Consider the following 21,673-nt stretch of genomic DNA (forward strand, 5'->3'; position numbering starts at 1 on the left):
GCCGGATCAGCTCGACCAGGTCGGCGCCCTACGCGTCCCACCTCCACCCCCGGGCCGTACCCCGCCCCGGCGCGGCCATGCGGACCGCCGCCCTACCGACCGGACGGCTCCTCCGCGGCGGACCCGGCGCCGGGGCTCTCCTCGGCCGGCCCGTCCCCGGTCGATTCGTCGGCGGTCGACCCGGTCGGTCCGTCGCCGATCGGCGGGAACCGCTCGACCAGTCGGGTCAGCGCGCCGTTGGCGAAGGTGGCGCCGAGCGCCGAGCCGGCGGCGATGCCCCACCCGACCGGCCCGAGCGGGGTGCAGCCAAAGAACTGGCTCACCCCGGGCGTCTGCACCACCGCGCCCAGCACGCCGAGGGACACGGCGGTGGAGGCGAGCACCATCGGGCTGGTGCCGCCGGCCAGCACCGTCTGCCCGAGCTGGGTGCCGACCAGCGACACCAGTGCCACCGTGCCGGCCCGTTTGCGCCGTCCGGTGTACCGGGCGGCCGTCCAGCCGGCGGTCGCGCCGAGGGTGGTGGCCGCCGCGCGCAGGCCGATCTCCCGGGTCATCGTCTCGCCGAGGGAGGTGTCCGGACCCTCGCGCAGCAGCCCGTCGGCGTGGTCGGCGCCGGGCGGCCGGACCGCGATGGCCAGCGCCGGCGCCAGGTCGGTGAGCAGGTTGACCAGGAGCAGTTGCCGCCCGGTCAACGCGGACCGGCCGGTCGCCGCGGCGGTCAGCACGCTGAACGCGATCTCGCCGAGGTTGCCGCCGACCAGGATGCTCAGCGCGTGGCGTACCGAGGACCACATCGCCCGCCCCTCGACCAGGGTGGCGATGATGGTCTCCAGCCGATCGTCGGTGACCACCAGGTCGGCGGCGGCCCGCGCGGCGGGGGTGCCCCGCTGGCCGAGGGCGATGCCCACGTCGGCCAGCCGGATCGCCGGCGCGTCGTTGGCGCCGTCGCCGGTCATCGCCACGGTACGGCCGCACTTCTGCAACGCCTGGATGATCCGCACCTTGTGGGTGGGGGTGCAGCGGGCGACCACGTCGGTGCGGGCCAGCCGCTCGCCGAGCGCGTCGTCGTCGAGCTGGTCCAGCTCGGTGGCGGTCACCACCCGCTGCGCGTCGTGGCCGTCGCTGATGATCGAGGCGATCGCCTCGGCGGTGGCCGGATGGTCCCCGGTGATCATGATGGTGTGCACGCCGGCCTGTCGGATCCGGCGCACGGCCGGGGCGGCACTCTCCCGCACCCCGTCGGCGAGGGCGAGGAAGCCGACGAAGACCAGGTCGTCCACCTGGTCGTCGGTGACCGTCTCGGCGCCCACCCGGCACTCGGCGACGGCGAGGATGCGGTGCCCGGCCCGGGCCCGGTCGGCGAGCATCGCGTGCAGCCCGGCCCGTCCGTCGTCGTCCAGGTGCTCGTCCCGGCCACCCGGGGTACGCCAGGCGCTGCACCGGGGCAGCACGGTCTCCGGCGCTCCCTTGACGCTGAGCAGCAGCCGGTCACCGGTCCGCCCGACGGTGGCGTGATAGCCGCGGGACGGCTCGAAGGGCAGCCCGCCGACCGCCGCCCAGCCGTCCGCGCCGACCTGCTCCACCACCCCGGCGTCCCGGGCGCCGTGCCGGACCGCCCGATCGGTGTGCTGGGGCAGCTCGTCCGGGTCGTCGGCGGCCGGGGTGGCCCGCAGCGCGGCGGCGAGGGTCTGTCGCAGCCCGTCGTCGAGCCCGTCCACCGGGGCGTACCGGCCGTCGTCGCCGACGCCGGCCAGCCGCAGGCTCCCCTCGGTCAGGGTGCCGGTCTTGTCGAAGCAGAGCACGTCGACCCGGCCCAGCGCCTCGATCGTGCGCGGGTTGCGGACCAGCGCCCCGTGTTCGGCCAGCCGCCGGGCCGCGGCCAGCTGCGCGGCGCTGACCAGGAACGGCAGCCCCTCCGGCACCGAGGCCACGGCCAGGTTCGCGGCGGTCGCCGCCGTCTCCGCCAGGGGTACGCCCCGCAGCAGCCCCGCCCCGGCCACCGCGATCGCTGAACCGGCCGCCAGCGGGAGCGCCGCGCTGGTCAACTTGCCGAGCCGGGCCTCCACCCCGCTGGCCGGCGGGGCCTGCCCGGCCAGCGCGAGGCTGCGGCCGGACTCGGTCTCGGCGCCGATCGCCACCACCACGGCGGTGCCGTGCCCCGCGGCGACGGTCGTTCCCTCGTAGAGCATCGAGTGGCGGTCCGCCACGGCGGCGGCGACCACCGGTTCGGCGGTCTTGCCGACCGGCAGCGACTCCCCGGTCAGCGACGACTCGTCCGCCTCCAGCCCGTCGGCGGTGAGCACCCGGCAGTCGGCCGGCACCGCGTCGCCCGGCTCGAGCGTGACCACGTCGCCGGGCACCAGTTCCTCGGCGGGGAGCACCTGCTCGCCCCCGTCGCGCAGGACCCGGGCGGTGACCTCCGTACGGGACAGCAGCTCGGCCAGGGACCGTTCGGTGTTGCGCTGGTGCACCGCCCCGATCAGCGCGGAGCCGCCCACCACCCCGCCGACCAGGGCGGCGTCGACCAGCGAGCCGAACACGGTGGAGAGCACCGCCCCGGCGACCAGCACCGGGGTGAGCGGGTTGGACAGTTCGTCGACGAAGGCGCGTAGCAGTCCACCGTCCGCGCCGGGGCCCGCGCCCGTGCCGGCGGTGTGCCGGCGGCGCGCCTCGGCGTCGGCCAGCCCGCCGGCAGTGGTGTCGAGCTGCCGCAGCACGGTGTCCACCGGCATCAGGTGCCAGGCGGTGGTGGCGGGTGTGGGCGCGCCGTCCGGGTGGGGCAGCCGGTGCGCCCGCCAGACGCCGTGGGCGAAGGCCAGGGCGGCCGCCCCGTTCACCGCCGCCAGGGTGCGGCCGGGCAGCTCCTGCCGGTCGGCGGTCAAGGCGCCCAACGCGCCGAGGCCGGCGCCAGCCATGGCGAGCCGGATGTTCTGCCGGGTCATCCGGTGGGCCACCCCCGCCGCCTCGATGACCAGGGCCGGGATCCGCAGGTCGGTGCCGACCAGCAGGTGGGCGCCCCAGGGCGGCAGCGCCTCCGGGTCGGCGACGCCGAGACCGCAGTCGGACGCGGCGAGCGCTGTCCGGTCACCGGACACCACCAGCACCACCGCGCCCTCGCGTTGCAGGGTGCGGACCGACTCGGCGAGGCGGTCACCACCGGGCAGGACGGCGTCGGCGAAGGCGTACCGCTGCGGGTCGTCGCCGGCCACGACCAGCCGTAGGCCGGCCCGCCGGGCGGCGGTGGGCAGCGCGTCGACGCCCGGCGCCGGCTCCGGCTCGACCCGGATGACGGCGGTGAGGGTGTCGTGGTGAACGAGCCCCAGAAGCTGGCCGCCGCCCTCGCGCAGCCGGCTGCTGTCCGGGGTGTCCCCGGGATCGGTGACGTCGAGCCCGTCGAGCCCGTCGAGCGGGCCGAGCCGCCAGCCGTCCGCCTCCCGCGAGCCGTCCGGGTCGGCCGGGTCGAAGAGCGCGAACGCGCGGGCGGCCACCTCACCGGTCGCCGCGCCGCCCAGCGGGGCCAGGTCGGCGAGCACGCCCCGGGACGAGCCGAGCACGGCCGCGTCCAGCACCACCGTGTCGATCCGGTCCAGTTCACGCAGCACGCTGCGGTCCATCGCGATCACGCCGCGCCGGGCGAGCATCTGGCCGAGCTGCGCGGCGTACCCCTCGCGGCCGCTACCCGGCGCCTTCGGCAGCGCGGACAGGGCGAGCGCGGCGGCGCGCTTGCCGCCGACGACCGGCACCGCGGCGGCCCCGGCCGCCGCTCCGGCGGCCAGCACCCAGCTCTTGTACCGCTCGACCGGGCCGTCGGCCTTCGGCTGGCCCCGCTCGGTGGCGGGCGAGCGGGCGACGGCCCGCTCCGGGTCGCCGGTCAGCCGCGGTTCGGCCTTGTTCCAGGCGGAGAGCTGCGCCCGCGCCTCACCCCACTGCACGATCCGCTGCATGCCGTCCAGGGCGATGCCGGCCCAGCCGCCGGTGAGCCCCTGGACGACCGCCTCGGCCAGCGGGAACAGCACCTCGGCGCGCGGGTCGGCGCGCAGCCCGCGGTCGGCCAGCGCGTGCAGCTTCGGGTGCAGGTCGATCGCGCCCAGCAGGCCGGCCACCTCGCCGGGGACCGGCGTGAAGGGCAGGATCCGGGTGGCGGCCGAGATGGTCAGGCCGAACGCGTCGGAGGCGAGCGCGCCGAGCGTCCGGGGCGTCCGCGGCCCCTCCTCGGGCGGGTGCGGGGGCGCGATCTCCGGATCCGGCTCGTACGGGCAGACCCGTTCGGCGCGGGCCACCGTGGCGATCAGGTCGCCCAGCCGGGGCTTCGGCTCCTCGACGGCCACCACCACCCGGCCGGACGGCGCGTTGACCCGGGCCCAGGTCACCCCGGGCATCCGTTCCAGCGCCGTCTCGACCTGCCGGGCCAGCCGGTCGCCGCCGTCCTGGCAGACGCCGTGCACCTCGATGTGGTGCCGTCCGCCGCGCGACCAGACCCGGCGCCGGGTCAGCCCGACCGCGCGGACCAGCCGCGACGCGACCGAGCCGACGGTACGGGACGCGTCGGCGACCAACGGCGGCACCGGCGGGAGCACGCGGTCGGCGACCCGGCCCAGCGCCGTCATCGAGCGGTACGGCCGAGCCGCCGGCCCCGCTCCCCGCCGTGCCCGCCGCTGCTGCCGTACGCCATCTCGCCTCCCGCGCTCGTCAGGCGGCCTGGCTTCCCGGCGAGCCGCCCGTTATGCCGCCACGAGGAGGGAAGTTTGCGCCGGTGGGGGGCGCATGGAGGCGGGGTGGACGTGGAATCCGGGTGGACGTCGGAGAAGTCGGATCAGGGGGAGGCCGCAATGAGCACCATCACGCGACACCTCAGCGGTGGTCAGGAGATGGTCCGCGCGTACAGCCGCCGGGTGGAGGTCCCGATGATGGGCGAGCTGGCGGTGCCGCCGCCGGACAAGCTCGCCTACTACGCGGGGCTGGGGGTGCTGGCCGCTCTCCAGGTGATCGAGTGGCCCCTGGCGCTGGTGATAACCGCCGGTCACGTCCTCGCCGACCAGCACATGTCCGGCCTGGCCAAGGGGCTCGGCGAGGCGCTTCAGTCGGCCTGACGAGACCGGGCTCACGGTTGACCTCAACCCGGGTTGAGGTCGCAGGCTGAGCCCATGTCGATCACATCTCGCCGGACCCGGTCGGGCCGGTGACGGCCACCGCCACGCCGCCGGTCCCCCCGGCCGCCCACCTGTACGACCCGCGCCTGCGGGCGATGACGGTGGGCAGCGTCGCCCTGGTCTCCCTGCTGGCGTTCGAGGCGCTGGCGGTCGGCACCGCGATGCCCACGGTCGCCCGCGCGCTGGACGGTCTCGCCCTGTACGCGCTGGCCTTCGGCGGCACGTTCGCCGCCGGGGTGCTCGCGATGGTGCTCTCCGGCATCTGGTGCGACGCCCGAGGTCCCCGGGTGCCGATGTGGAGCGGGGTAGGGCTCTTCGTGGCCGGGCTGCTGCTGGCCGGCACCGCCACCGCCATGGGGCAGCTCGTCGTCGGCCGGGCCGTGCAGGGATTCGGCTCCGGGCTGCTCTCGGTCGCGCTGTACGTGGTGGTCGGGCAGGCGTACCCGGAGGAGTTGCGCCGGCGGGTGTTCGCGGCGTTCGCCGCCGCCTGGGTCGTACCGTCGCTGGTCGGGCCGGCGGTGGCCGGGCTGATCGTGGAGCACCTGGGGTGGCGCTGGGTCTTCCTCGTGGTGCCGGCGGTGGCGGTCCCGGCGGCGCTGCTGGTCCACTCCGGCCTACGCACCCTGCCCGCGCCGGTCGGCGGTCGGGCGCCCGCCGGGGCGCTGGCGAGGATCGGCTGGGCGGCCGGGGCGGGGGTGAGCGCCGCACTGCTGCACCACGGGGGGCAGCAGCGCGGCCCGCTCGCCGTACCGCTGGTGGTGCTGGCGCTGGTCGGCCTGGCCTGCTGCGCGCCCCGGCTGCTGCCGGCGGGGTTCCTGCGTGCGGCGCGTGGGCTGCCCACGGTGATCGGCCTGCGCGGCCTGGCCTCGGCGGCGTTCACCGGCGCCGAGGTGGTGATCCCGCTGATGCTCTCCCGCGAGCGCGGCTTCACGCCGACCGCCGCGGGTCTGGTGCTCACCGTCGGGGCGGTCTCCTGGTCGGCCGGCTCCTGGTTGCAGGGGCGGCTGCCGGCGCCCGGCTCCTCGGCGACGTTCCCCCGGGCCGGGCTGGCCTGCATCACGGTGGGGACCGCGACGGTCGCGCTGGCGGTCGCCCCGGCCGTGCCGGTGGCGGTCGCGGTGGCGGGCTGGGCGGTGGCCGGCACCGGGATGGGCCTGCTCTTCCCGTCCCTGTCGGTGCTCACCCTGGACCTGTCCGCCCCCGGTGAGCAGGGGCGCAACAGCTCGTCGCTGCAACTGGGCGACTCGCTCTTCGCCGCCACGGTGCTGGCGCTCACCGGCACCGTGCTGGCCGCCGGGGCGGCGCCCGGTCCGGTCGACTACGCGGGGATGTTGGCGGTCGCGGCGGGCTGCGGCCTGCTCGGGTTGCTGCTCGTCGGGCGGGTGGCGCCCGCCGTACCCCGCTGACCCGCCGCGCGTCTCCGGCCGTCGGGTGATGCGGCGAATCGGCCCTGGCCGGCGGGGTGGGCCGGGAGGATGGGAAGGCGATGAGCTTCCTGACCGTCCTGCCGTTGGCCGTGGTCATGGTGGCCGGCACGCAACTGGTCGCGGCGGTCTTCCTCGCCTCCGGCGACCGGCCGCGTGAGGCCTCGCTGGGCTTCCTGGCCGGCGCGGCGGTCGTGGTGGTCGTCGGTACGACGACCGCCTGGCTGGTCACCCGGCGCGTGACCGGCCTCGCCGAGGACGTCGGGGCGGGGCCCCGCGAGCAGATCAGGACCGCCGTCGGCCAGGTGGTGCTGGCGCTGCTCGTGGCGCTGGCCGTGGTGGTGTTCCTGCGCCGGCACTTGAGAGGTCAGCCGGCCTGGATGAGCCGGCTGCAGCACGCGGGTCCCGGGTCCGCGTTCCGGCTCGGCCTGCTGATCATGGTGGTGATGCCCGTCGACGACCTCACCATGGCCACCGTGGGGGCGAACGTCGTCCGGTACGACCTGCCGTGGTGGCACCTGGTGCCGTTCGTGTTGCTCACCCTGCTGCTGCTCGCCCTGCCGTTGCTGGCGCTGCTGCTGCTCGGTCGGCGGGCCGAGCGCGCGCTGCCGAGGATGCGGGACTGGGCCGACCACCACTCCTGGATCGTCAGCGAGATCGTCGTCGCGTTCTTCATCCTGATGACCGGGGCCGACCTGGTCAGGTGACGTCACGATCGGCCCGCCAGCCTCGTCGAGCTGTCGACCGGAAGGAGTCGGGAATGAAGGTGCTGGTCACCGGTGCCGGTGGCACGCTCGGGCGGGCGGTGCTGCCCCGGCTGCGGGCGGACGGGTTCGACGTGCGGGCGATGAGCCGGCGGCCCCGGCACGACCCGGCGGCGGAGTGGGTGGTCGCCGACGTGGAGACCGGGGTCGGGCTGGCCGAGGCGGTGGACGGGGTGGACGCGGTGCTGCACCTGGCGTCGCTGCCGAACAGCCGGCGTACCCACCGGGTGGACGTGCTGGGCACCCGCGACCTGGCCCTCGCCGCCGGGGCGGCCGGCGTCGCCCACCTGGTGTACGTCTCGATCGTCGGCGTCGACCGGGTGCCCTACGCCTACTACCGGCACAAGCTGGCGGCCGAGCGGGTGGTGGCCGCCGGTCCGGTGCCCTGGACGGTGCTGCGGGCCACCCAGTTCCCGCCGTTCCTCGACGCGCTGCTGCGCACGGCGAGTCGGCTCGGCCCGGTGATCGGCGACCCGGCAGTGCTCGCCCAGCCCGTCAACCAGCACGAGGTCGCCGGCCGGCTCAGCGAACGGCTCACCGCCGGCCCGTTGGGCGGCATCGAGGAGTACGGCGGTCCGCAGGTGCTCCGCTTCGACGAGGCGGTGCGCGCCTGGCGGGCGGCCCGGGGCTCGCGCCGGCCGTTGCTGCCGGTGCGGATTCCCGGCCGGCTGGGCAGCACGCTGCGCGCGGGCGGGCTCACCACCACCGCCACCCCGACGGGCCGGCGGACCTGGGCGGATCACCTGGCTGACACGTACGGGGGAACCGGGCGGAGATGAAACCCCATCCCGTTCACGTTCGCCTTACGGTGACGCCATGTTCACCGTCATCGCCAGCGTCATCCTCTACGTCTTCGGGTTCGTCTTCCTCTACGGCGTGATCCGGCTCGCCGTCCGGCACGGCATGGAGGACCTGGAGGCCCGCCGGCCGCAGGTGCTGCGGGTCGCCCAGTCGGCCTCCGTCGACGACCGCGCCTTCATGCGCGAGAACGCCTTCCTCAGCGGTAGCTGAGCCCGCCGGTTCCGGCCGGTGTGATCCACTCCGTTCGCGGCGTGTCGCGGCTTCGGCAGCGTGGGACACCGCGACACGCCGCAAACGGAGTGGATCAACCAGGTCGGCGGGCGGGTGCCGACGGGCGGATCGGTGCGGCGGGTGCGAGGATCGCAACCGTGATGGGGACGTTGAAGACCGAACCTGCCCGCACCCGACTCGACCTGCTGGCGTCGCCGGTCGCCGCCGCGTTGGCGCAGTGGCCACTCGAGGCTCCGGTGGACGTCGACGACGTGCTGGTCGCCCCGATCGACGCGACGCTCGCCGACACCGCCGCCTTCTGCGCGGCGTACGAGGTGGGGCTGGACGTGTCGGCGAACTGCGTCGTGGTCGCCGGCAAGCGGGAGGGGGAGATCCGCTACGCCGCCTGCGTCGTGCTCGCCACCACCCGGGCGGACGTCAACGGGGTGGTCCGGCGGGCGCTCGACGTGCGCAAGGCGAGCTTCGCCCCGATGGCCGACGCGGTCGAGCTGACCGGCATGGAGTACGGCGGGATCACCCCGATCGGCCTGCCGGAGAGCTGGCCGATCCTGGTCGACTCCCGAGTGATCGCGACCCCACATGTGATCATCGGATCCGGTGTCCGGCACAGCAAGATCGCGCTGCCCGGCCCGGCGCTCGGTGCACTGCCCGGCGCCCGGGTGGTCGAAGGGCTGGCCCGACCGGCCTAGCTCCGCCGCCTCGGGCTCAAGGGTGAGGCCAGCTGGTCGCGTCCGTCGATGTGGTTGCACGTGAAACATCACGGAGATCGATGGCCGGTCAGGCGCCCGACTCGCGGCGCTCCACCTCGGACAGCGCCGCCAGCAGCGTCTCCGGCTCCTGCGCGCCGGTGACCGCGTACTTGCCGGCCAGCACGAAGGTGGGCACGCTGCTCACCCCGAGCTGCTGGGCGGCGGTCAGGTCGGCGGCCACCTCGCGGCGCCCGACCGGGGAGTCGAGGTGGTCGCGAACCTGGGTCTCGTCCAGGCCGACCTTGCCGGCCAGCTCGACCAACGCGTCCCGCGAGCCGAGGTCCACCCCGTCGGTGAAGTGCGCCGCGTAGAGGGCCTCGACCATCTCGTCGGCCAGGCCGCGCTCGGTGGCGTACCGGATCAGCCGGTGCGCCTCGAAGGTGTTGGCCTGCACCGCACGGTCGAAGCGCATGTCCAGCCCCACCCCGGCCGCGACCTGGGTGACCTGGGCGAACATCGCCTCCGCCCGCTCCCGGCCACCGAACTTCGCGGCCATCGCCTCGACCAGCGGCTTCGGCTCGGTCACCGGCGTGGGGTCGAGCTGGAAGGGGCGGTAGCGGACGGTCACGTCACCGCCGTACGACGCCAACGCCTGCTCCAGCCGGCGCTTGCCGATCCAGCACCAGGGGCAGACCACGTCGGCGTAGATCTCGATCTCCATAACGGGGGAGAACACCCAGCTCAGCCCGCTTGTTCCCGGACCTGGCGCTTGAGCCGGGCCAGGATGGCGGTGCCGCCGCGCACCCGCAGCGGGCTGATCGCCTGGGCCAGGCCCATCCGCTGGTAGAGGTCGTCCGGCACGGCCAGCACCTGCTCCGGGCTCGCCCCGTCCAGGCCCTCGGCGAGGATGCCGGCGAAGGCGCGGGTGGTCGGGGCCTCCGGCGGGCAGTCGAAGATCGTGCTCACCGTCCGGTCCGGGTTGACCTCGGCGCGGAGGAAGAACGAGGTCTGGCACTCGGGCACCTGCTCCATGCCGTCCCGGTCGACGCCCGGCGGCAGGGGCGGGATGACGTCGGCGTATTCGAGCAGCATCTCCAGCACCACGTCGCGGGGTGCGGCGGCGAACTCCTCGACGATCTCGGCCAGCTTCGTCGGCATCTCGGGCATCCCGCCAGGCTACCGCCGCCCGCCCGGACAGCTCGGCGGTCGGCGGACCGGCTCCCGGTGACGAAGATCGCGGCCCGGCGCCGTCGACCCGGCACCGCCACGCTCACGGGGGCGAGGGGCACCGGGACGACGGGGTCAGGCGTTCGGCGCCGCCTCGCTGATGTCGGCCAGCGCCGAGGTCGGGTCGAGCTGCATGGCCAGGTCGCCCAGGGAGACGATGCCCACCAGCTTGCGCTCGTTGTCGCAGACCAGCACCCGCCGGATGTTGCGCTCGCGCATCAGCGACGCCGCCTCCGAGGCGGTGGAGTGCTGCTCGATCATCACCACCTCCCGGGTGGTGATCGAGCCGATGGTGGTGGCCGACGGATCGCTGCGCTCGGCCACCGCCCGCACCACGATGTCGCGGTCGGTCAGCACGCCGGCGAGGGTGGCGCCGTCGGTGACCACCACGTCGCCGATGTCCGCCTCCTTCATCACCCTGGCCGCCTCGTCCAGGGTGGTCTCCGCCGACAGGTAGACCACCTGCTTCGTCATCACGTCACTGACCCGGTACATGAGAGCCTCCGAAACACACCCTTGGTCGATCCCGCAGCGGTACCCCGTGGCGCGCCCGCTACACCCGGTTGCCGAGTGCGCGGCCCACCTCGTCGACCAGCCGCTCGACCAGCCCGTCCACCGGCAGCTCCACCCGCTCGCCGCCGGCCCGGTCGCGCAGCTCGACGTACCCGTCGGCGAGCCGGCGGCCGACCACGACGGCGCGCGGGATGCCGATCAGCTCCGCGTCGGTGAACTTCACCCCGGCGGAGACGTTCACCCGGTCGTCGACCAGCACCCGCAGGCCGGCGGCGGACAGCCGCCCGCCGAGGTCGAGCGCCGCGTCGAGCTGCGGCCCCTTCCCGGCGGCGATCAGGTGTACGTCGACCGGCGCGATCGCCGCCGGCCAGCGGAGTCCCCGCTCGTCGTGGTGCTGTTCGGCGATCGCGGCCACCGCCCGGGAGACCCCGATGCCGTAGCAGCCCATGGTCGGCCGGACCGGCTTGCCGGCCGAGCCCAGCACGTCGAGCGCGAAGGCGTCGGTGTAGCGGCGGCCGAGCTGGAAGATGTGCCCGATCTCGATGCCCCGGCGCATGGTCAGCTCACCGGTGCTGCAGGCCGGGCAGGGGTCGCCGGGGCGCACCTCGGCCGCCTCGATGGTGCCGTCCGGGGTGAAGTCGCGGCCGGCGACCACGTTGGTGGCGTGCCGGCCCGGCTCGTTGGCGCCGGTCAGCCAGGCGGTACCGGTGACCACCCGCGGGTCGACCAGGTAGCGGACGCCGAGCTTGGCCATGATCTGCGGTCCGATGTAGCCGCGGACCAGTTCGGGGTGCGCGGCCCAGTCGTCGAAGACGGCCACGGCGGCCGGGGCGAGGGCCGCCTCGACCCGCTTCAGGTCCACCTCCCGGTCGCCGGGCAGCCCGATGACCAGCAGGTCGGACGACTCCGCGCCCGGCCGGCGCACGCTCAGCAGGACGTTCTTCAGGGTGTCGGCGGCGGTCCAGTCGTCCCGCTCGGCCAGCCGGCGGGTGTTCGCCAACTCGACCAGCGAGGCGATGGTGGGTGTCTCCGGGGTGTCGTGCACCTCGCTGGCCCGCTGCGCGTCCGGGTCCGTGGCGGCCGGGGCGGGGGTGGTCACCGCCTCGGTGTTCGCCGCGTAGTCGCACTCCGTGCAGCCGACGAAGGTGTCCTCGCCGACCGGCGTCGCGGCCAGGAACTCCTCCGACGCCGAGCCGCCCATCGCCCCGGACATCGCGTGCACCACCGTGTAGTCGAGCCCCAGCCGGTCGAAGACCCGCCGGTACGCCGCCCGGTGCCGCTCGTACGACTCCTGGAGGCCGGCCTCGTCGAGGTCGAACGAGTAGGCGTCCTTCATCAGGAACTCGCGCCCGCGCAGCAGGCCGGCCCGGGGCCGGGCCTCGTCGCGGAACTTCGTCTGGATCTGGAACAGCGTCACCGGGAAGTCCCGGTACGAGGTGAAGAGGTCCTTCACCAGCAGCGTGGCCATCTCCTCGTGCGTCGGGGCGAGCAGGTGCTCGGCGCCCTTGCGGTCGGCCAGGGTGAAGATGTCGTCGCCGTACTCCGTCCACCGGCCGCTGGTCCGGTAGGGCTCCGCCGGCAGCAGCGCCGGGAAGTGCACCTCCTGGTCGCCGACGGCGGTCATCTCCGACCGGACGATCTCGGTGACCCGGTCCAGGACGAGCTTGCCCAGCGGCAGCCAGGTGTACCCGCCCGGCGCGGCGCGACGGATGTAACCGGCGCGCAGCAGGAGCCGGTGGCTCGGCACCTCCGCGTCCGCCGGGTCCTCGCGCAGGGTCCGCAGCAACAGGGTCGACGTACGTAGCAGCATTCGCGCAGCGTACGACCGGCGCGGCGGGGCCGGCGACGCCATTACGCGGGTCGGTGCGAAAACTTGTCGCGCACATCGGCTGCCCGGACGGCAACCCGGCGATCCCGGGGTGGCGTCTGGAAAGGCATCAACGACTACCCCAAGGATCGGCTCGTGTGGACCCTCTCCTGAGTGAGTTCGACTCGTTCGTCCGTACCCGGACGCCGGCGCTGCTGCGCTCGGCTTACCTGCTGACCGGTGACCAGCACCTCGCCGAGGATCTCGTCCAGTCGGCACTGGCCCGTACCCACCGGTCGTGGGGCCGGCTGCACGACAGCGGCAACGCCGAGGCGTACACCCGCAAGATCATGTATCACCTGCAGGTCTCCTGGTGGCGACGCCGGCGGGTGCCCGAGTCGATGACGGGCGAGCTGCCCGAACCACGCGGAGGCGACTCGGGCCCCGACCACGCCCACCAGACCACCCTGCGGCTGACCCTGCGGGCGGCCCTGGCAAAGCTCTCCCCGAAGCAGCGGGCCGTGCTGGTGCTGCGCTTCTTCGAGGACCGCACCGAGGCCGAGGCCGCCGAGATGCTCGGCGTCACCGTCGGCACCGTCAAGAGCCAGACCTCCAAGGCGCTGACCAAGTTGCGCACCGTCGCACCCGAGCTCGCCGAGCTGTACGTCCTGGAAGGAAGCGCCCGATGAACGACCAGCGTCTCCGGCTCGACCTCGCCGACCTGGCCGAGGAGGTCACCCCGGTCGACCTGCGGGACCGCGCCCTGCGGACGTCCCGCCGGATCGGCATCCAGCGCGCGATCGCGACCTCGGCCGCGGCGGTGGTGCTGTTCGGCGCGGCCACCGGCACCGCGTTCGCGATCCTGCCGAACCGGGGCGCCGACCCGGTCCCCGGCACCACGCCGTCGGTCACCGCCAGCCCGTCGCCCACCCCGTCCCCGACCCCGTCGCCCTCCGGCAGCCCGTCGATCGCCCCACCTGCCACGTCGACCAGCAGCCAGCCCGCCACCAGCGCCACCTTCGGCCGGCTCCACTACGGTCCGGTCAACACGGGCGAGGCCGCCACCGCCCACCTCTACTCGTGGACGCCGGGTGGCACCCCCGTCCGACGGCTCGCCCTGCCGGCCGGCCCGGCGCGGAACAACGCCGCCGTCTCGCCGGACGGCCGCCGGGTGGCCTGGGTCGAGGAGAGCGGCGCGCTCTGGACCTCCGCCCTCGACGGCTCCGGCAAGCGCAAGCTCCGCGACCTGGTCGACAACATGTGCTGGTCGCCCACCTGGTCGCCGAACTCCCGGCAGCTCACCGTGCGACTGGGCGCGGCGGACGGAAGCTTCAGCAAGGTTGGCTTGCTGGATGTCTCGTCGGGCGCCTTCACCGAGGTGGCCGGTTTCGACGGCTGCCACCCGGTCTGGGCCGCCTACGGCACGGTGGCCTTCGCCGACGGCTCGAACGGCACCGTCGTGGTCACCGACCGCACCGGCGCCGGGCGGCGCACCATCCCGGGCCTCGGCAGCAAGGGCAGCCGGTACGTCTGCTTCGACGTCGCCAGCATTTCCCCGGACGGGCGGCGGATCGCGCTGTTCCGCATCGACCGCGACGGCACCTATGGCGACGCCGCCCGCGATCTGTTGGTCAACGCCGTGCTCGACACCCGGACGGGCAGTGTGGTGACCCTGCCGCTCGGCGGCCGCGAACTCCGGCAGGCCTACTTCCAGGCGGACGGCTCGCTGGTGGCCCGGGTGCGCAGCGGCGGCCGGTACACCCTGGTCCTGATCGACAAGGCCGGGAAGAAGGTCGCCGAGAAGGCCGAGCCGAGCAGCCTGGCGTCGATGCAGATCATCGCCGCCGTCGACTGACCCATCGGGTACGACAAGGCGGGCCGTCCTCCCGGGGGCGGCCCGCCTGCTCGCCGTTTCTCCGATCTGGCGGTATCCCGGCGTGGTCGACGCCGCCACTTCGGCGACCTGGAGATGACCACTTAGCCTTGGGCGTGCTCGAAGGTGGCTCTCGCAAGCGGAACCAGCCCGCACCGCCTCACGTGATCTTCGAGGCGCTGACGGAGCCGAATCGCGATCCGGCCCGCCCCTGGTTGCTGCTGCTCGATGACGAGGATCGGCCGCGGTTGCTGAGCACCGAGGCACCGCACCTCGTCGTCTGGTCCTCGATCTGGCGGAAACGGCCGGACGCGAGGGTACGGTTCGACCTCCCGCCCGACGGCTCAGGCGGGACGGATCTGCGCTGGACCCTGTACCTGGCTGAACCGCTGCCGGACCCGGCGCTGCTGGGGCACATGCGCAAGCGACTCAACCAGCTCATCAATGCGAACCTGCGGTTCACCTTCGGCCAGTAGGTCAGCGGGTGGGTGGAGAACCGCCATCGGTGCCATGCCGGGCTCGTGTCTCCAAGAGCTCCAGCAGGTACGCCTGGAACGACTGACCCTGGGCCTCGGCCTGGGCGGCCAGCGCGTCCCGCACCTCTCGCGGCACGTCACGGATCTCGAGTGTGACCATGCGGTCAGCCTGAGCGTGTCCGTGCCGGATCAGCGCTGCTTGGCGAAGGCGACGAACGCGCGCCAGGTCTGCGGGGCGAAGGTGAGCACCGGGCCGGCCGGGTCCTTGCTGTCGCGGACGCCGACGACGCCGGGCAGGTTGTCGGCCACCTCGATGCACTCGCCCTGGCCGCTGCGGGTGGACTTACGCCAGGTAGCGCCGGTCAGGTCCATGACGTCACCACTTCCTTCATCAGCTCGATGGACTGTCGGCGAGACAGAGCCTCGTTCCGTACGCCTTCCCACCGCGACAGCAGGATAGCCATGTCGTCATCCTTGTCGATGACAACGCCACCCAGGTGGTTCTCGAGGTGTCCGATCCACCCGCCGTCCACGCCGCGCGCGAGAGTGAACGGCCCGGTCAGCCCGACGTGCATGCTGACTTCGGTCGGGATGAGATGCACGCTGATGTTCGGCAGACCTGCTCGATCGACCAGGCAGGTGATCTGCTCCGCCATGATTCCTCGAAAGTCCTCGCCAACCCGACGAAGGACGACCTCTTCGATCACCGCTACGAATTCGGGCGGGGTCGGCCGGAGGAAGATGGACTGCCGATCGATCCGGACGGCCACTCGCTTGTCGACCTCGTCATCGGTGAGCGTGCCATTGGCGCGGATTACGGCTCGTGCGTAGTTCTCTGTCTGCAACAGCCCCGGAATCAGCGTGGGCTGGTAGCACCTCAACTGCTGGGCCTGGCGCTCCGCCTCCAGCCACGGCCGGAACCAGCTCGGCTGCCCGTCCCGCTCCGCGAGCTTGAGCAGCGACGTCAGCAGCCCACCCGTGCCCAACACCTCGTCCGCCCGCTTGAGGAAGAACCGGTCGAGCGGGCGCTGGCCCAGCTCGACCGCGGAGACCTGGGAACCCGAGAAGTGGACGAGCTTCCCGAACTCCTCCTGACTCAGCTCGGCGTTCAGCCGCAGCCGGCGCAGTTGTGCCCGGATCAGCTCGGCCGTCGGCTCGCGTTCCACAGTTCCTCCACGATTCCCTCGGCGTCTCCACGGCCCGTCCCCGCGGCCGGAAGAGCTGACCGGGCCTCGCCCCGGCCGGCGTCGATGCCTTCCGACGGTAGTGGCGTCCTCACCAGACTGTCACGTAGCGGGTCGCCTTCCGTCCGGCCCGCTCCGGGGCCGCCCGTGACCCCCCGTGCAGGGGCGGCCCCGCCCCACGTCCGAAGGAGGTCCAGATGCGCCAACCGTTCCGCTGGTTGCGGTGCCGGGCCGCGCGGCGGCGGGCGAACGGGAGCAGCCCATGATCTTCAGCCAGCTCCCGGTACCCCGCCTCGGCCCGCACGCCGATCGGCCTCGCGCGTATCCGCCGGGCCGCCCACCGCACCTGCCGATCCGCCCGCTCTGGGTGTGCCGGGGCTGCGGCCTGCCGTGGCCCTGCGCCGAGGCCCGGCTGCTGCTCAAGATCGAGTACGCCGATCAGCCGGTCGAGCTGGCCATCTACCTCTCCGGGCTCTATCACGAGGCCACCCACGACCTGTTCCGGCTGAACCCGCACGACGGGCCCACTCCACGGGAGCTGTTCGCCCGGTTCGTCGCGTGGGGGCCGTACCGGCGGCCGATGGTCGAGCCTCCGGACGACGACCGGTGAGCTGCGCCGCCCGATGCTCGCAGGTGCCCGGATGGTTGCCGTCCGGGGCCGGAAAAGTCTGTCAAATAAAGCGATCACCAGCGGCAACTGAGATCCACAAGGGATGCGTCTTGGGTGGCGTCAGAGCGAGTTCGGCGCACCGGAGGCCACCCCCATGAACAGCATCCTCACCCCCCGTACCGTCTTCACCTCGGCGCTGCGGCGGGCCCCGCGCCCCCGTGCGCTGATGGGCGCCGCCGCCCTGGTGCTGCTCCCGGTCGCCGCCGCCGGCTGCGCCGCGCCGACCGGCTCGGCCGACGCCGCCCCGGTGGTGACCGTCACGGACACGCCGACCACGACGGACGGTGGCGGTGTCGGGGGCTCGGTCGCGCAGGCGTCCGCCGTGTCCGCCGCCCGCCCGGCCGCCCCGCCGGCCGCCGCCCGCAAGCTGAGCTGGCCGCAGCTCACCTGGTCCGCCGACCAGGTGTACGGCGCGGCTGAGGCGCCGGCCCGGATCTGGCGCAGCACCACGGATGGCCGGTGGGAGGTCGTCCGGGAGGGGCGGCCCGGCGACCGGATCTCCGAGCGCGGGGTCGCGGCCTCCCCGGACGGCCGGCGGGCGGCCTGGCTGGCGGCGAAGCCGAACCGGCTGATGATCAGCCGGTTCGAGGGCGGCCCGGTCGCCACCGTTCCGCTCGCAGGCGACCTCGACTGCGCGCCGCACTGGTCTGACAACCTCAGCGTCGTGTACGCCGAGGGCCGGCGGGGCGACTGGACCGTGATCGAGATTCGGGCCGACGGGGGCGCGCGCCACGTGATCGCCACCCACCAGCAGATCTGCCCGGTGGCCGGACACAGCATGGTCGGCTTCGTCCAGGACCGGTCGCTGCGCGTCGGTGACGCCAGCGGCACGTTCCGCACGGTGACGCCCCGCATCCCGACCGACTTGAAGATCCACGGGCTGGCCGGCTTCTCCCTGGACGCCCGGCACGCCGTGATCAGCACCCACGTGCCGAACGCGGGTGAGTGTGGGTGCACCTGGCGGATCCGCAACTACCGGGTCGACCTCGGCACCGGTGCCGCCACCGAGCTGGCCCCGCTCGACCCGGCCTGGCGGAAGGCGACCGGCCACGGCCTGACCGAGCAGGTCCGCTTCCTCCCGGACGGCACGCTGGTCGCCCAGGTCAACACCGCCACCCTCGGCGACGACGCCCCCGCCTACCGCCTCGTCCGGTACGCCGCCAACGGCCGGGTGCTGGGCAGCCTGCCGACGCCTGCCGGCACCCCGTGGGGTCGCCTGCTCGGCTGATCCCGGCACCCGAACGAACGGCGGGCCACACCAACGGGGGGTGGCCCGCCGTCGTCGTGCCGGGGCGCGGGCGGCGGCACGCGGACTCCGAGGATGTCCCCGGTCGGCAGCCAAGCCGGCGATCACCACGTCGGCGGCGGATGAGGCACCATCTGATCATGATCGATTGGCGATTCGACCGGATCGGTTCGGCGCTGCGCGGAGAGAACCCCACCGTCCTGGCCCGGCTTCCCGGCGGATTCGCCGTGATCGGAGACGTGCAGTGGCTCCCGGGCTACTGCGTGCTGCTCGCGGACGACCCGGCCGTGCAGCGGCTCACCGACCTGCCCAGGGCGAAGCGGCTCGCCTATCTGGAAAGCATGGACCGGCTGGGCGAGGCGGTCGAGCGGGCCTGCGCCGAGGCCGACCCGGCCTTTCGGCGGGTGAACCTGGAGATCCTCGGCAACACGGACCCTTACCTGCACGCTCATGTCTGGCCGAGGTACGAGTGGGAGCCGCCGGAGATCGTCGGCAAGCCGGTCTGGCTGTACCCGGCGTGGAAGTGGCGAGACCCGGCCTCGGCGCTGAGCGAGCAGCACGACGAGCTGCGAGCCGCCATCACCCGGTACCTGACCGGGTAGCGGCCCGGTCGCACCGGATCGATGACCTCCGCCACGTTCGCCGGACGGGTGGCAGCGCCGGGAACCGACCCGGTGACAGACTGGTCGCCGCAGGCAACGAAGAACGTGAGGGAGGCGGCGTGCGCTGGCGCAGCTTCGTCGCGGTGGGGGACAGCTTCACCGAGGGCATGGACGACGCGTACCCGGACGGCACCTACCGCGGGTGGGCCGACCTGGTGGCAACCCGACTGGCCGCCGAGGCCGGGCCGGACTTCGGGTACGCCAACCTGGCGATCCGGGGCCGCCTCTTCCCCAGCGTGGTGGCCGAGCAGGTGCCCGCCGCGCTGGCGATGAAGCCGGATCTGATCAGCTTCGCGGCCGGCGGCAACGACGTGCTGCGCCGTACCTTCGACCCGGACACCCTGGTCACCCGCTTCGACGACGTGGTGCGGCAGCTCCGCTCCGGCGGCGCCGACGTGATCCTGTTCCGGTTCGCCGACGTCATGGCGCGGCTGCCCGGCCAGCGCCTGGTCGCACCCCGGGTGGAGCTGCTCAACCGGGCGGTCGGCGAGACTGCCGAGCGGCACGGCGCGATCATGGTCGACCTGTACGCCGACGACACCTTCCTCAACCCGATGCTGTGGAGCACCGACCGGCTGCACCTGTCGGCCGCCGGGCACCGGCGGGTCGCCGCCCAGGTGCTGACCGCGCTCGGGGTGGGCTGCGACGAGGAGTGGCTGCTGGTCCCCGAGCGGCCGGCTCCCACGCCCTGGCTGGCCGCCCGCGCCGCCGACCTGCGCTGGGCCGGCCAGCACCTGGCCCCGTGGATCAAGCGGCGGCTCACCGGGCGGTCCTCGGGCGACACCGTCACCGCCAAGCGCCCGCTGCTCGGGCCGGTCAGCGACTGACCGTGCGGACCATCCACGCCGCCACGCTGCTGCGGTCGACGCCGGACGACGAGCCGGTCGCCGGCCACGCGGTGCTCGTCACCGGTAACCGGATCGAGGCGGTCGCGCCGCTGGACGAGCTAACGGAGGCGTACCCGCAGGTGCGGGTGCGGCGGTGGGCCGGCAGCCTCGGGCCGGCGCTGGTGCACGACGGGCCCCTGCCGCCGGCACCGAGCCCGCGCGAGCGGGTGCACGCGCTGTTCCGGCTCGGCGTCGCCGCGGTGCTCGCCGCGCACGTCACCGAGCCGGAGCTGCGGGCCGCTGCCGTCCGCAACGACGTCGTGGTGCTCGACCGGGTACGCCCGCCGGCACTGGTGCCGGGCGGCCGCGCCGACCTGGCCGTCTTCGCCGACGACGGCCGCTGCCTGGCCACCGTGGTCGCCGGGCGGCTGATGCACCGCCGCGCCTGAGGGCCGGCCGGTCCGCCGGGTGCGCGTCGATCCTCAGTGGTCGCGTGCCGGCGGTCACATCCGCCGCACCCGATTTCCGATGGCGGGCCGCCGCGCCGCGATCCGGCGTACCTTGGGGATCATGCCTGTGCCGAGCGATCCGAATCCCCGCCTCCAGTCGTACGCCGATCCGCAGCGCCTGGTCACCACCGAGTGGCTGGCCGAGCACCTGGGCGACGAGGGCCTCGTCGTGGTGGAGTCCGACGAGGACGTGCTGCTCTACGACACCGGTCACCTCCCGGGCGCCGTCAAGGTCGACTGGCACACGGAACTGAACGACCAGGTGACCCGGGACTACCTCGACGCGAAGAGCTTCGCCGAGCTGTGCGCCGCCAAGGGCATCGGCCGGGGCGACACGGTGGTCTTCTACGGCGACAACTTCAACTGGTGGGCCGCGTACGCGCTCTGGGTCTTCTCGCTCTTCGGCCACGCCGACGTACGGCTGCTCGACGGCGGCCGGCAGAAGTGGATCGCGGAGGGGCGGGAGCTGACCCGGGAGAAGGTGACCCGTCCCCGCGCCGAGTACCCGGTGCCGCAGCGCGACGACACGCCGATCCGGGCGTACCGGGAGCAGGTCATGGCGCACGTGGCGGCCGGCCGGCCGCTGGTGGACGTCCGGTCGCCCGGTGAGTACACCGGCGAGATGCTGCACATGCCGGACTACCCGCAGGAGGGCGCGCTGCGCGGCGGGCACATCCCGGGCGCGGTCAGCAAGCCGTGGAAGTCGGCCGCGAACGACGACGGCACCTTCAAGTCCGCGGACGAGCTGCGCGCCATCTACGCCGACCAGCTCGGGCTGAGCCCGTCGGACGACGTGGTGGCGTACTGCCGGATCGGTGAGCGGTCCAGCCACACCTGGTTCGTGCTGCGGCACCTGCTCGGCTACCCGCAGGTGCGCAACTACGACGGCTCGTGGACCGAGTGGGGCAACCTGGTCCGGGCGCCCGTCGCCAAGGGCGACCAGCCGGGCGGCATCGCCGGCTGATTCCTTCCGCCGCACCGACGGCCGTGGTCACCGCTGGGTGACCACGGCCGTCGTCGTCACGGGGTACGCCCGTCCGGGGCCGCCCCGGTCAGGTAGCGCTGGAGCGTGGGGCCGACCCAGGCGACCAGCTCGGCCGGTGCCGCGTCCACCATGGGCGGCAGGCCGACGATGTAGCGGGTGAACGCCAGGCCGAGGATCTGGCTGGCCACCAGGCCCGCGCGGCGGGCGGTGGTCGCCGGGTCGGTGCCGAACCGGGCCACGACCGCGCCGAGCTGGTCGGCGAAGAGGCCGCGCATCCGCTCGGCGGCACCCGGGTTGGTGCTGGCCGCCCGGAGCAGGGCGGCGAGCGTCTCGTCGCCCTCCCAACGGTCCAGGAAATGCCGGACCAGCACCTCGCCGAGCTGCCCGGTCGGCACGTCGGCCAGCTCCGGCAGCCGCAGGTCGAACTCGGCCGCCGCCGCGAAGAGTCCCTCCTTGTTGCCGTAGTAGCGCATCACCATCGACGGGTCGATCCGGGCGTCGGCGGCGATGGCGCGGATGGTGGCGCGCTCGTACCCGTCGGCGGCGAACCGTTCCCGGGCGGCGCGCAGGATCGCGGCGCGGGTGGCGTCCGAGCGGCGGGCGGGGGTCGCGGCGGTCATGCCCCCGACTCTATG

General features: G+C 74.1%; 24 protein-coding genes. 15 read left to right on the forward strand and 9 right to left on the reverse strand.

Features of this window, described 5'->3' with window-relative positions:
* Positions 1-92: 92 nt before the first annotated feature.
* Positions 93-4,607: an HAD-IC family P-type ATPase gene (locus ACTWM8_RS00160; RefSeq protein ID WP_446212004.1), complete on the reverse strand. Its 4,515-nt coding sequence runs from the start codon at positions 4,605-4,607 to the stop codon at positions 93-95.
* 222 nt (positions 4,608-4,829) lie between these two features.
* Here ACTWM8_RS00160 and ACTWM8_RS00165 point away from each other — a divergent pair, with 222 nt between their 5' ends.
* The 6 genes from ACTWM8_RS00165 to ACTWM8_RS00190 all read left to right on the forward strand — a co-directional run bounded on the left by ACTWM8_RS00165 (position 4,830) and on the right by ACTWM8_RS00190 (position 9,059).
* Positions 4,830-5,090: a hypothetical protein gene (locus ACTWM8_RS00165; RefSeq protein WP_446212005.1), complete on the forward strand. Its 261-nt coding sequence runs from the start codon at positions 4,830-4,832 to the stop codon at positions 5,088-5,090.
* A gap of 89 nt (positions 5,091-5,179) precedes the next feature.
* Positions 5,180-6,556, forward strand: a complete 1,377-nt coding sequence (locus tag ACTWM8_RS00170; protein WP_446212006.1) for an MFS transporter — start codon at positions 5,180-5,182, stop codon at positions 6,554-6,556.
* A gap of 80 nt (positions 6,557-6,636) precedes the next feature.
* Positions 6,637-7,281, forward strand: a complete 645-nt coding sequence (locus tag ACTWM8_RS00175) for a GAP family protein (protein WP_446212007.1) — start codon at positions 6,637-6,639, stop codon at positions 7,279-7,281.
* Between the two features lie 53 nt (positions 7,282-7,334).
* The gene (locus ACTWM8_RS00180; protein ID WP_446212008.1) at positions 7,335-8,117 is read left to right on the forward strand and encodes an SDR family oxidoreductase; all 783 of its coding nucleotides are present in this window, start codon (positions 7,335-7,337) and stop codon (positions 8,115-8,117) included.
* A gap of 37 nt (positions 8,118-8,154) precedes the next feature.
* Positions 8,155-8,349, forward strand: coding sequence for a hypothetical protein (locus ACTWM8_RS00185; RefSeq protein WP_446212009.1), 195 nt, complete (start codon positions 8,155-8,157; stop codon positions 8,347-8,349).
* 161 nt (positions 8,350-8,510) lie between these two features.
* Positions 8,511-9,059, forward strand: coding sequence for a YbaK/EbsC family protein (locus ACTWM8_RS00190; protein WP_446212010.1), 549 nt, complete (start codon positions 8,511-8,513; stop codon positions 9,057-9,059).
* A gap of 88 nt (positions 9,060-9,147) precedes the next feature.
* On the opposite strand, the gene ACTWM8_RS00195 is transcribed toward ACTWM8_RS00190, so the two are convergent.
* From ACTWM8_RS00195 to ACTWM8_RS00210, 4 genes are all read right to left on the reverse strand, one after another.
* Positions 9,148-9,780, reverse strand: coding sequence for a DsbA family oxidoreductase (locus ACTWM8_RS00195; protein WP_446214726.1), 633 nt, complete (start codon positions 9,778-9,780; stop codon positions 9,148-9,150).
* 20 nt (positions 9,781-9,800) lie between these two features.
* Positions 9,801-10,226 (reverse strand): SufE family protein, encoded by a 426-nt coding sequence (locus ACTWM8_RS00200; protein ID WP_446212011.1) that lies wholly within the window; start codon positions 10,224-10,226, stop codon positions 9,801-9,803.
* Positions 10,227-10,361: 135 nt separating this feature from the next.
* Positions 10,362-10,781 (reverse strand): CBS domain-containing protein, encoded by a 420-nt coding sequence (locus tag ACTWM8_RS00205; RefSeq protein WP_210773569.1) that lies wholly within the window; start codon positions 10,779-10,781, stop codon positions 10,362-10,364.
* A gap of 58 nt (positions 10,782-10,839) precedes the next feature.
* Positions 10,840-12,609 (reverse strand): proline--tRNA ligase, encoded by a 1,770-nt coding sequence (locus ACTWM8_RS00210; protein ID WP_446212012.1) that lies wholly within the window; start codon positions 12,607-12,609, stop codon positions 10,840-10,842.
* Between the two features lie 155 nt (positions 12,610-12,764).
* Between ACTWM8_RS00210 and ACTWM8_RS00215 the strand changes: the two genes are divergently transcribed.
* The 3 genes from ACTWM8_RS00215 (at position 12,765) to ACTWM8_RS00225 (ending at position 14,955) form a co-directional block, all read left to right on the forward strand.
* Positions 12,765-13,295, forward strand: coding sequence for a SigE family RNA polymerase sigma factor (locus ACTWM8_RS00215; protein ID WP_446212013.1), 531 nt, complete (start codon positions 12,765-12,767; stop codon positions 13,293-13,295).
* Complete coding sequence (locus ACTWM8_RS00220; RefSeq protein ID WP_446212014.1) at positions 13,292-14,461, forward strand: hypothetical protein; 1,170 nt, start codon at positions 13,292-13,294, stop codon at positions 14,459-14,461. Before ACTWM8_RS00215 ends, ACTWM8_RS00220 begins: the two co-directional genes overlap by 4 nt.
* Before the next feature lie 182 nt (positions 14,462-14,643).
* Positions 14,644-14,955 carry a hypothetical protein gene (locus tag ACTWM8_RS00225; protein ID WP_446212015.1) on the forward strand — a complete coding sequence of 104 codons (312 nt, stop codon included), beginning with the start codon at positions 14,644-14,646 and terminating at the stop codon, positions 14,953-14,955.
* Between the two features lies 1 nt (position 14,956).
* On the opposite strand, the gene ACTWM8_RS00230 is transcribed toward ACTWM8_RS00225, so the two are convergent.
* From ACTWM8_RS00230 to ACTWM8_RS00240, 3 genes are read right to left on the reverse strand one after another with little or no spacing between them, the layout of a single operon-like run.
* On the reverse strand, positions 14,957-15,115 hold the full coding sequence (locus ACTWM8_RS00230; protein ID WP_446212016.1) for a FitA-like ribbon-helix-helix domain-containing protein: 159 nt from the start codon (positions 15,113-15,115) through the stop codon (positions 14,957-14,959).
* A gap of 29 nt (positions 15,116-15,144) precedes the next feature.
* Positions 15,145-15,327, reverse strand: a complete 183-nt coding sequence (locus ACTWM8_RS00235) for a DUF397 domain-containing protein (RefSeq protein ID WP_446212017.1) — start codon at positions 15,325-15,327, stop codon at positions 15,145-15,147.
* Positions 15,318-16,121, reverse strand: a complete 804-nt coding sequence (locus tag ACTWM8_RS00240; protein WP_446212018.1) for a helix-turn-helix domain-containing protein — start codon at positions 16,119-16,121, stop codon at positions 15,318-15,320. Before ACTWM8_RS00240 ends, ACTWM8_RS00235 begins: the two co-directional genes overlap by 10 nt.
* Positions 16,122-16,401: 280 nt before the next feature.
* Here ACTWM8_RS00240 and ACTWM8_RS00245 point away from each other — a divergent pair, with 280 nt between their 5' ends.
* The 6 genes from ACTWM8_RS00245 to ACTWM8_RS00270 all read left to right on the forward strand — a co-directional run bounded on the left by ACTWM8_RS00245 (position 16,402) and on the right by ACTWM8_RS00270 (position 21,017).
* Positions 16,402-16,749 (forward strand): hypothetical protein, encoded by a 348-nt coding sequence (locus ACTWM8_RS00245; RefSeq protein ID WP_446212019.1) that lies wholly within the window; start codon positions 16,402-16,404, stop codon positions 16,747-16,749.
* 154 nt (positions 16,750-16,903) lie between these two features.
* Positions 16,904-18,037 carry a hypothetical protein gene (locus ACTWM8_RS00250; protein ID WP_446212020.1) on the forward strand — a complete coding sequence of 378 codons (1,134 nt, stop codon included), beginning with the start codon at positions 16,904-16,906 and terminating at the stop codon, positions 18,035-18,037.
* A 158-nt stretch (positions 18,038-18,195) separates the two neighbouring features.
* Complete coding sequence (locus ACTWM8_RS00255) at positions 18,196-18,657, forward strand: HIT family protein (RefSeq protein ID WP_446212021.1); 462 nt, start codon at positions 18,196-18,198, stop codon at positions 18,655-18,657.
* A gap of 119 nt (positions 18,658-18,776) precedes the next feature.
* Complete coding sequence (locus ACTWM8_RS00260; RefSeq protein WP_446212022.1) at positions 18,777-19,544, forward strand: SGNH/GDSL hydrolase family protein; 768 nt, start codon at positions 18,777-18,779, stop codon at positions 19,542-19,544.
* A 2-nt stretch (positions 19,545-19,546) separates the two neighbouring features.
* A complete protein-coding gene (locus ACTWM8_RS00265; protein WP_446212023.1) occupies positions 19,547-19,993 on the forward strand; it encodes an imidazolonepropionase-like domain-containing protein in 447 nt (148 codons plus the stop codon).
* A gap of 121 nt (positions 19,994-20,114) precedes the next feature.
* Positions 20,115-21,017 carry a sulfurtransferase gene (locus ACTWM8_RS00270; RefSeq protein WP_446212024.1) on the forward strand — a complete coding sequence of 301 codons (903 nt, stop codon included), beginning with the start codon at positions 20,115-20,117 and terminating at the stop codon, positions 21,015-21,017.
* Between the two features lie 56 nt (positions 21,018-21,073).
* Here ACTWM8_RS00270 and ACTWM8_RS00275 read toward each other — a convergent pair whose 3' ends face one another.
* A complete protein-coding gene (locus ACTWM8_RS00275; protein WP_446212025.1) occupies positions 21,074-21,658 on the reverse strand; it encodes a TetR/AcrR family transcriptional regulator in 585 nt (194 codons plus the stop codon).
* Positions 21,659-21,673: the final 15 nt, after the last annotated feature.

Source organism: Micromonospora sp. IBSANI012, assembly GCF_052814045.1.

Excerpts from the sequence above, each read along its gene's own strand:
- ACTWM8_RS00230 (WP_446212016.1), bottom strand. The coding sequence starts at position 15,115 with ATGGTCACACTCGAGATCCGTGACGTGCCGCGAGAGGTGCGGGACGCG.
- ACTWM8_RS00245 (WP_446212019.1), top strand. The coding sequence starts at position 16,402 with ATGATCTTCAGCCAGCTCCCGGTACCCCGCCTCGGCCCGCACGCCGAT.
- ACTWM8_RS00250 (WP_446212020.1), top strand. The coding sequence starts at position 16,904 with ATGAACAGCATCCTCACCCCCCGTACCGTCTTCACCTCGGCGCTGCGG.
- ACTWM8_RS00220 (WP_446212014.1), top strand. The coding sequence starts at position 13,292 with ATGAACGACCAGCGTCTCCGGCTCGACCTCGCCGACCTGGCCGAGGAG.
- ACTWM8_RS00190 (WP_446212010.1), top strand. The coding sequence starts at position 8,511 with ATGGGGACGTTGAAGACCGAACCTGCCCGCACCCGACTCGACCTGCTG.
- ACTWM8_RS00255 (WP_446212021.1), top strand. The coding sequence starts at position 18,196 with ATGATCGATTGGCGATTCGACCGGATCGGTTCGGCGCTGCGCGGAGAG.
- ACTWM8_RS00160 (WP_446212004.1), bottom strand. The coding sequence starts at position 4,607 with ATGACGGCGCTGGGCCGGGTCGCCGACCGCGTGCTCCCGCCGGTGCCG.
- ACTWM8_RS00270 (WP_446212024.1), top strand. The coding sequence starts at position 20,115 with ATGCCTGTGCCGAGCGATCCGAATCCCCGCCTCCAGTCGTACGCCGAT.
- ACTWM8_RS00235 (WP_446212017.1), bottom strand. The coding sequence starts at position 15,327 with ATGGACCTGACCGGCGCTACCTGGCGTAAGTCCACCCGCAGCGGCCAG.
- ACTWM8_RS00195 (WP_446214726.1), bottom strand. The coding sequence starts at position 9,780 with ATGGAGATCGAGATCTACGCCGACGTGGTCTGCCCCTGGTGCTGGATC.
- ACTWM8_RS00175 (WP_446212007.1), top strand. The coding sequence starts at position 6,637 with ATGAGCTTCCTGACCGTCCTGCCGTTGGCCGTGGTCATGGTGGCCGGC.
- ACTWM8_RS00205 (WP_210773569.1), bottom strand. The coding sequence starts at position 10,781 with ATGTACCGGGTCAGTGACGTGATGACGAAGCAGGTGGTCTACCTGTCG.
- ACTWM8_RS00180 (WP_446212008.1), top strand. The coding sequence starts at position 7,335 with ATGAAGGTGCTGGTCACCGGTGCCGGTGGCACGCTCGGGCGGGCGGTG.
- ACTWM8_RS00210 (WP_446212012.1), bottom strand. The coding sequence starts at position 12,609 with ATGCTGCTACGTACGTCGACCCTGTTGCTGCGGACCCTGCGCGAGGAC.
- ACTWM8_RS00200 (WP_446212011.1), bottom strand. The coding sequence starts at position 10,226 with ATGCCCGAGATGCCGACGAAGCTGGCCGAGATCGTCGAGGAGTTCGCC.
- ACTWM8_RS00185 (WP_446212009.1), top strand. The coding sequence starts at position 8,155 with ATGTTCACCGTCATCGCCAGCGTCATCCTCTACGTCTTCGGGTTCGTC.
- ACTWM8_RS00165 (WP_446212005.1), top strand. The coding sequence starts at position 4,830 with ATGAGCACCATCACGCGACACCTCAGCGGTGGTCAGGAGATGGTCCGC.
- ACTWM8_RS00275 (WP_446212025.1), bottom strand. The coding sequence starts at position 21,658 with ATGACCGCCGCGACCCCCGCCCGCCGCTCGGACGCCACCCGCGCCGCG.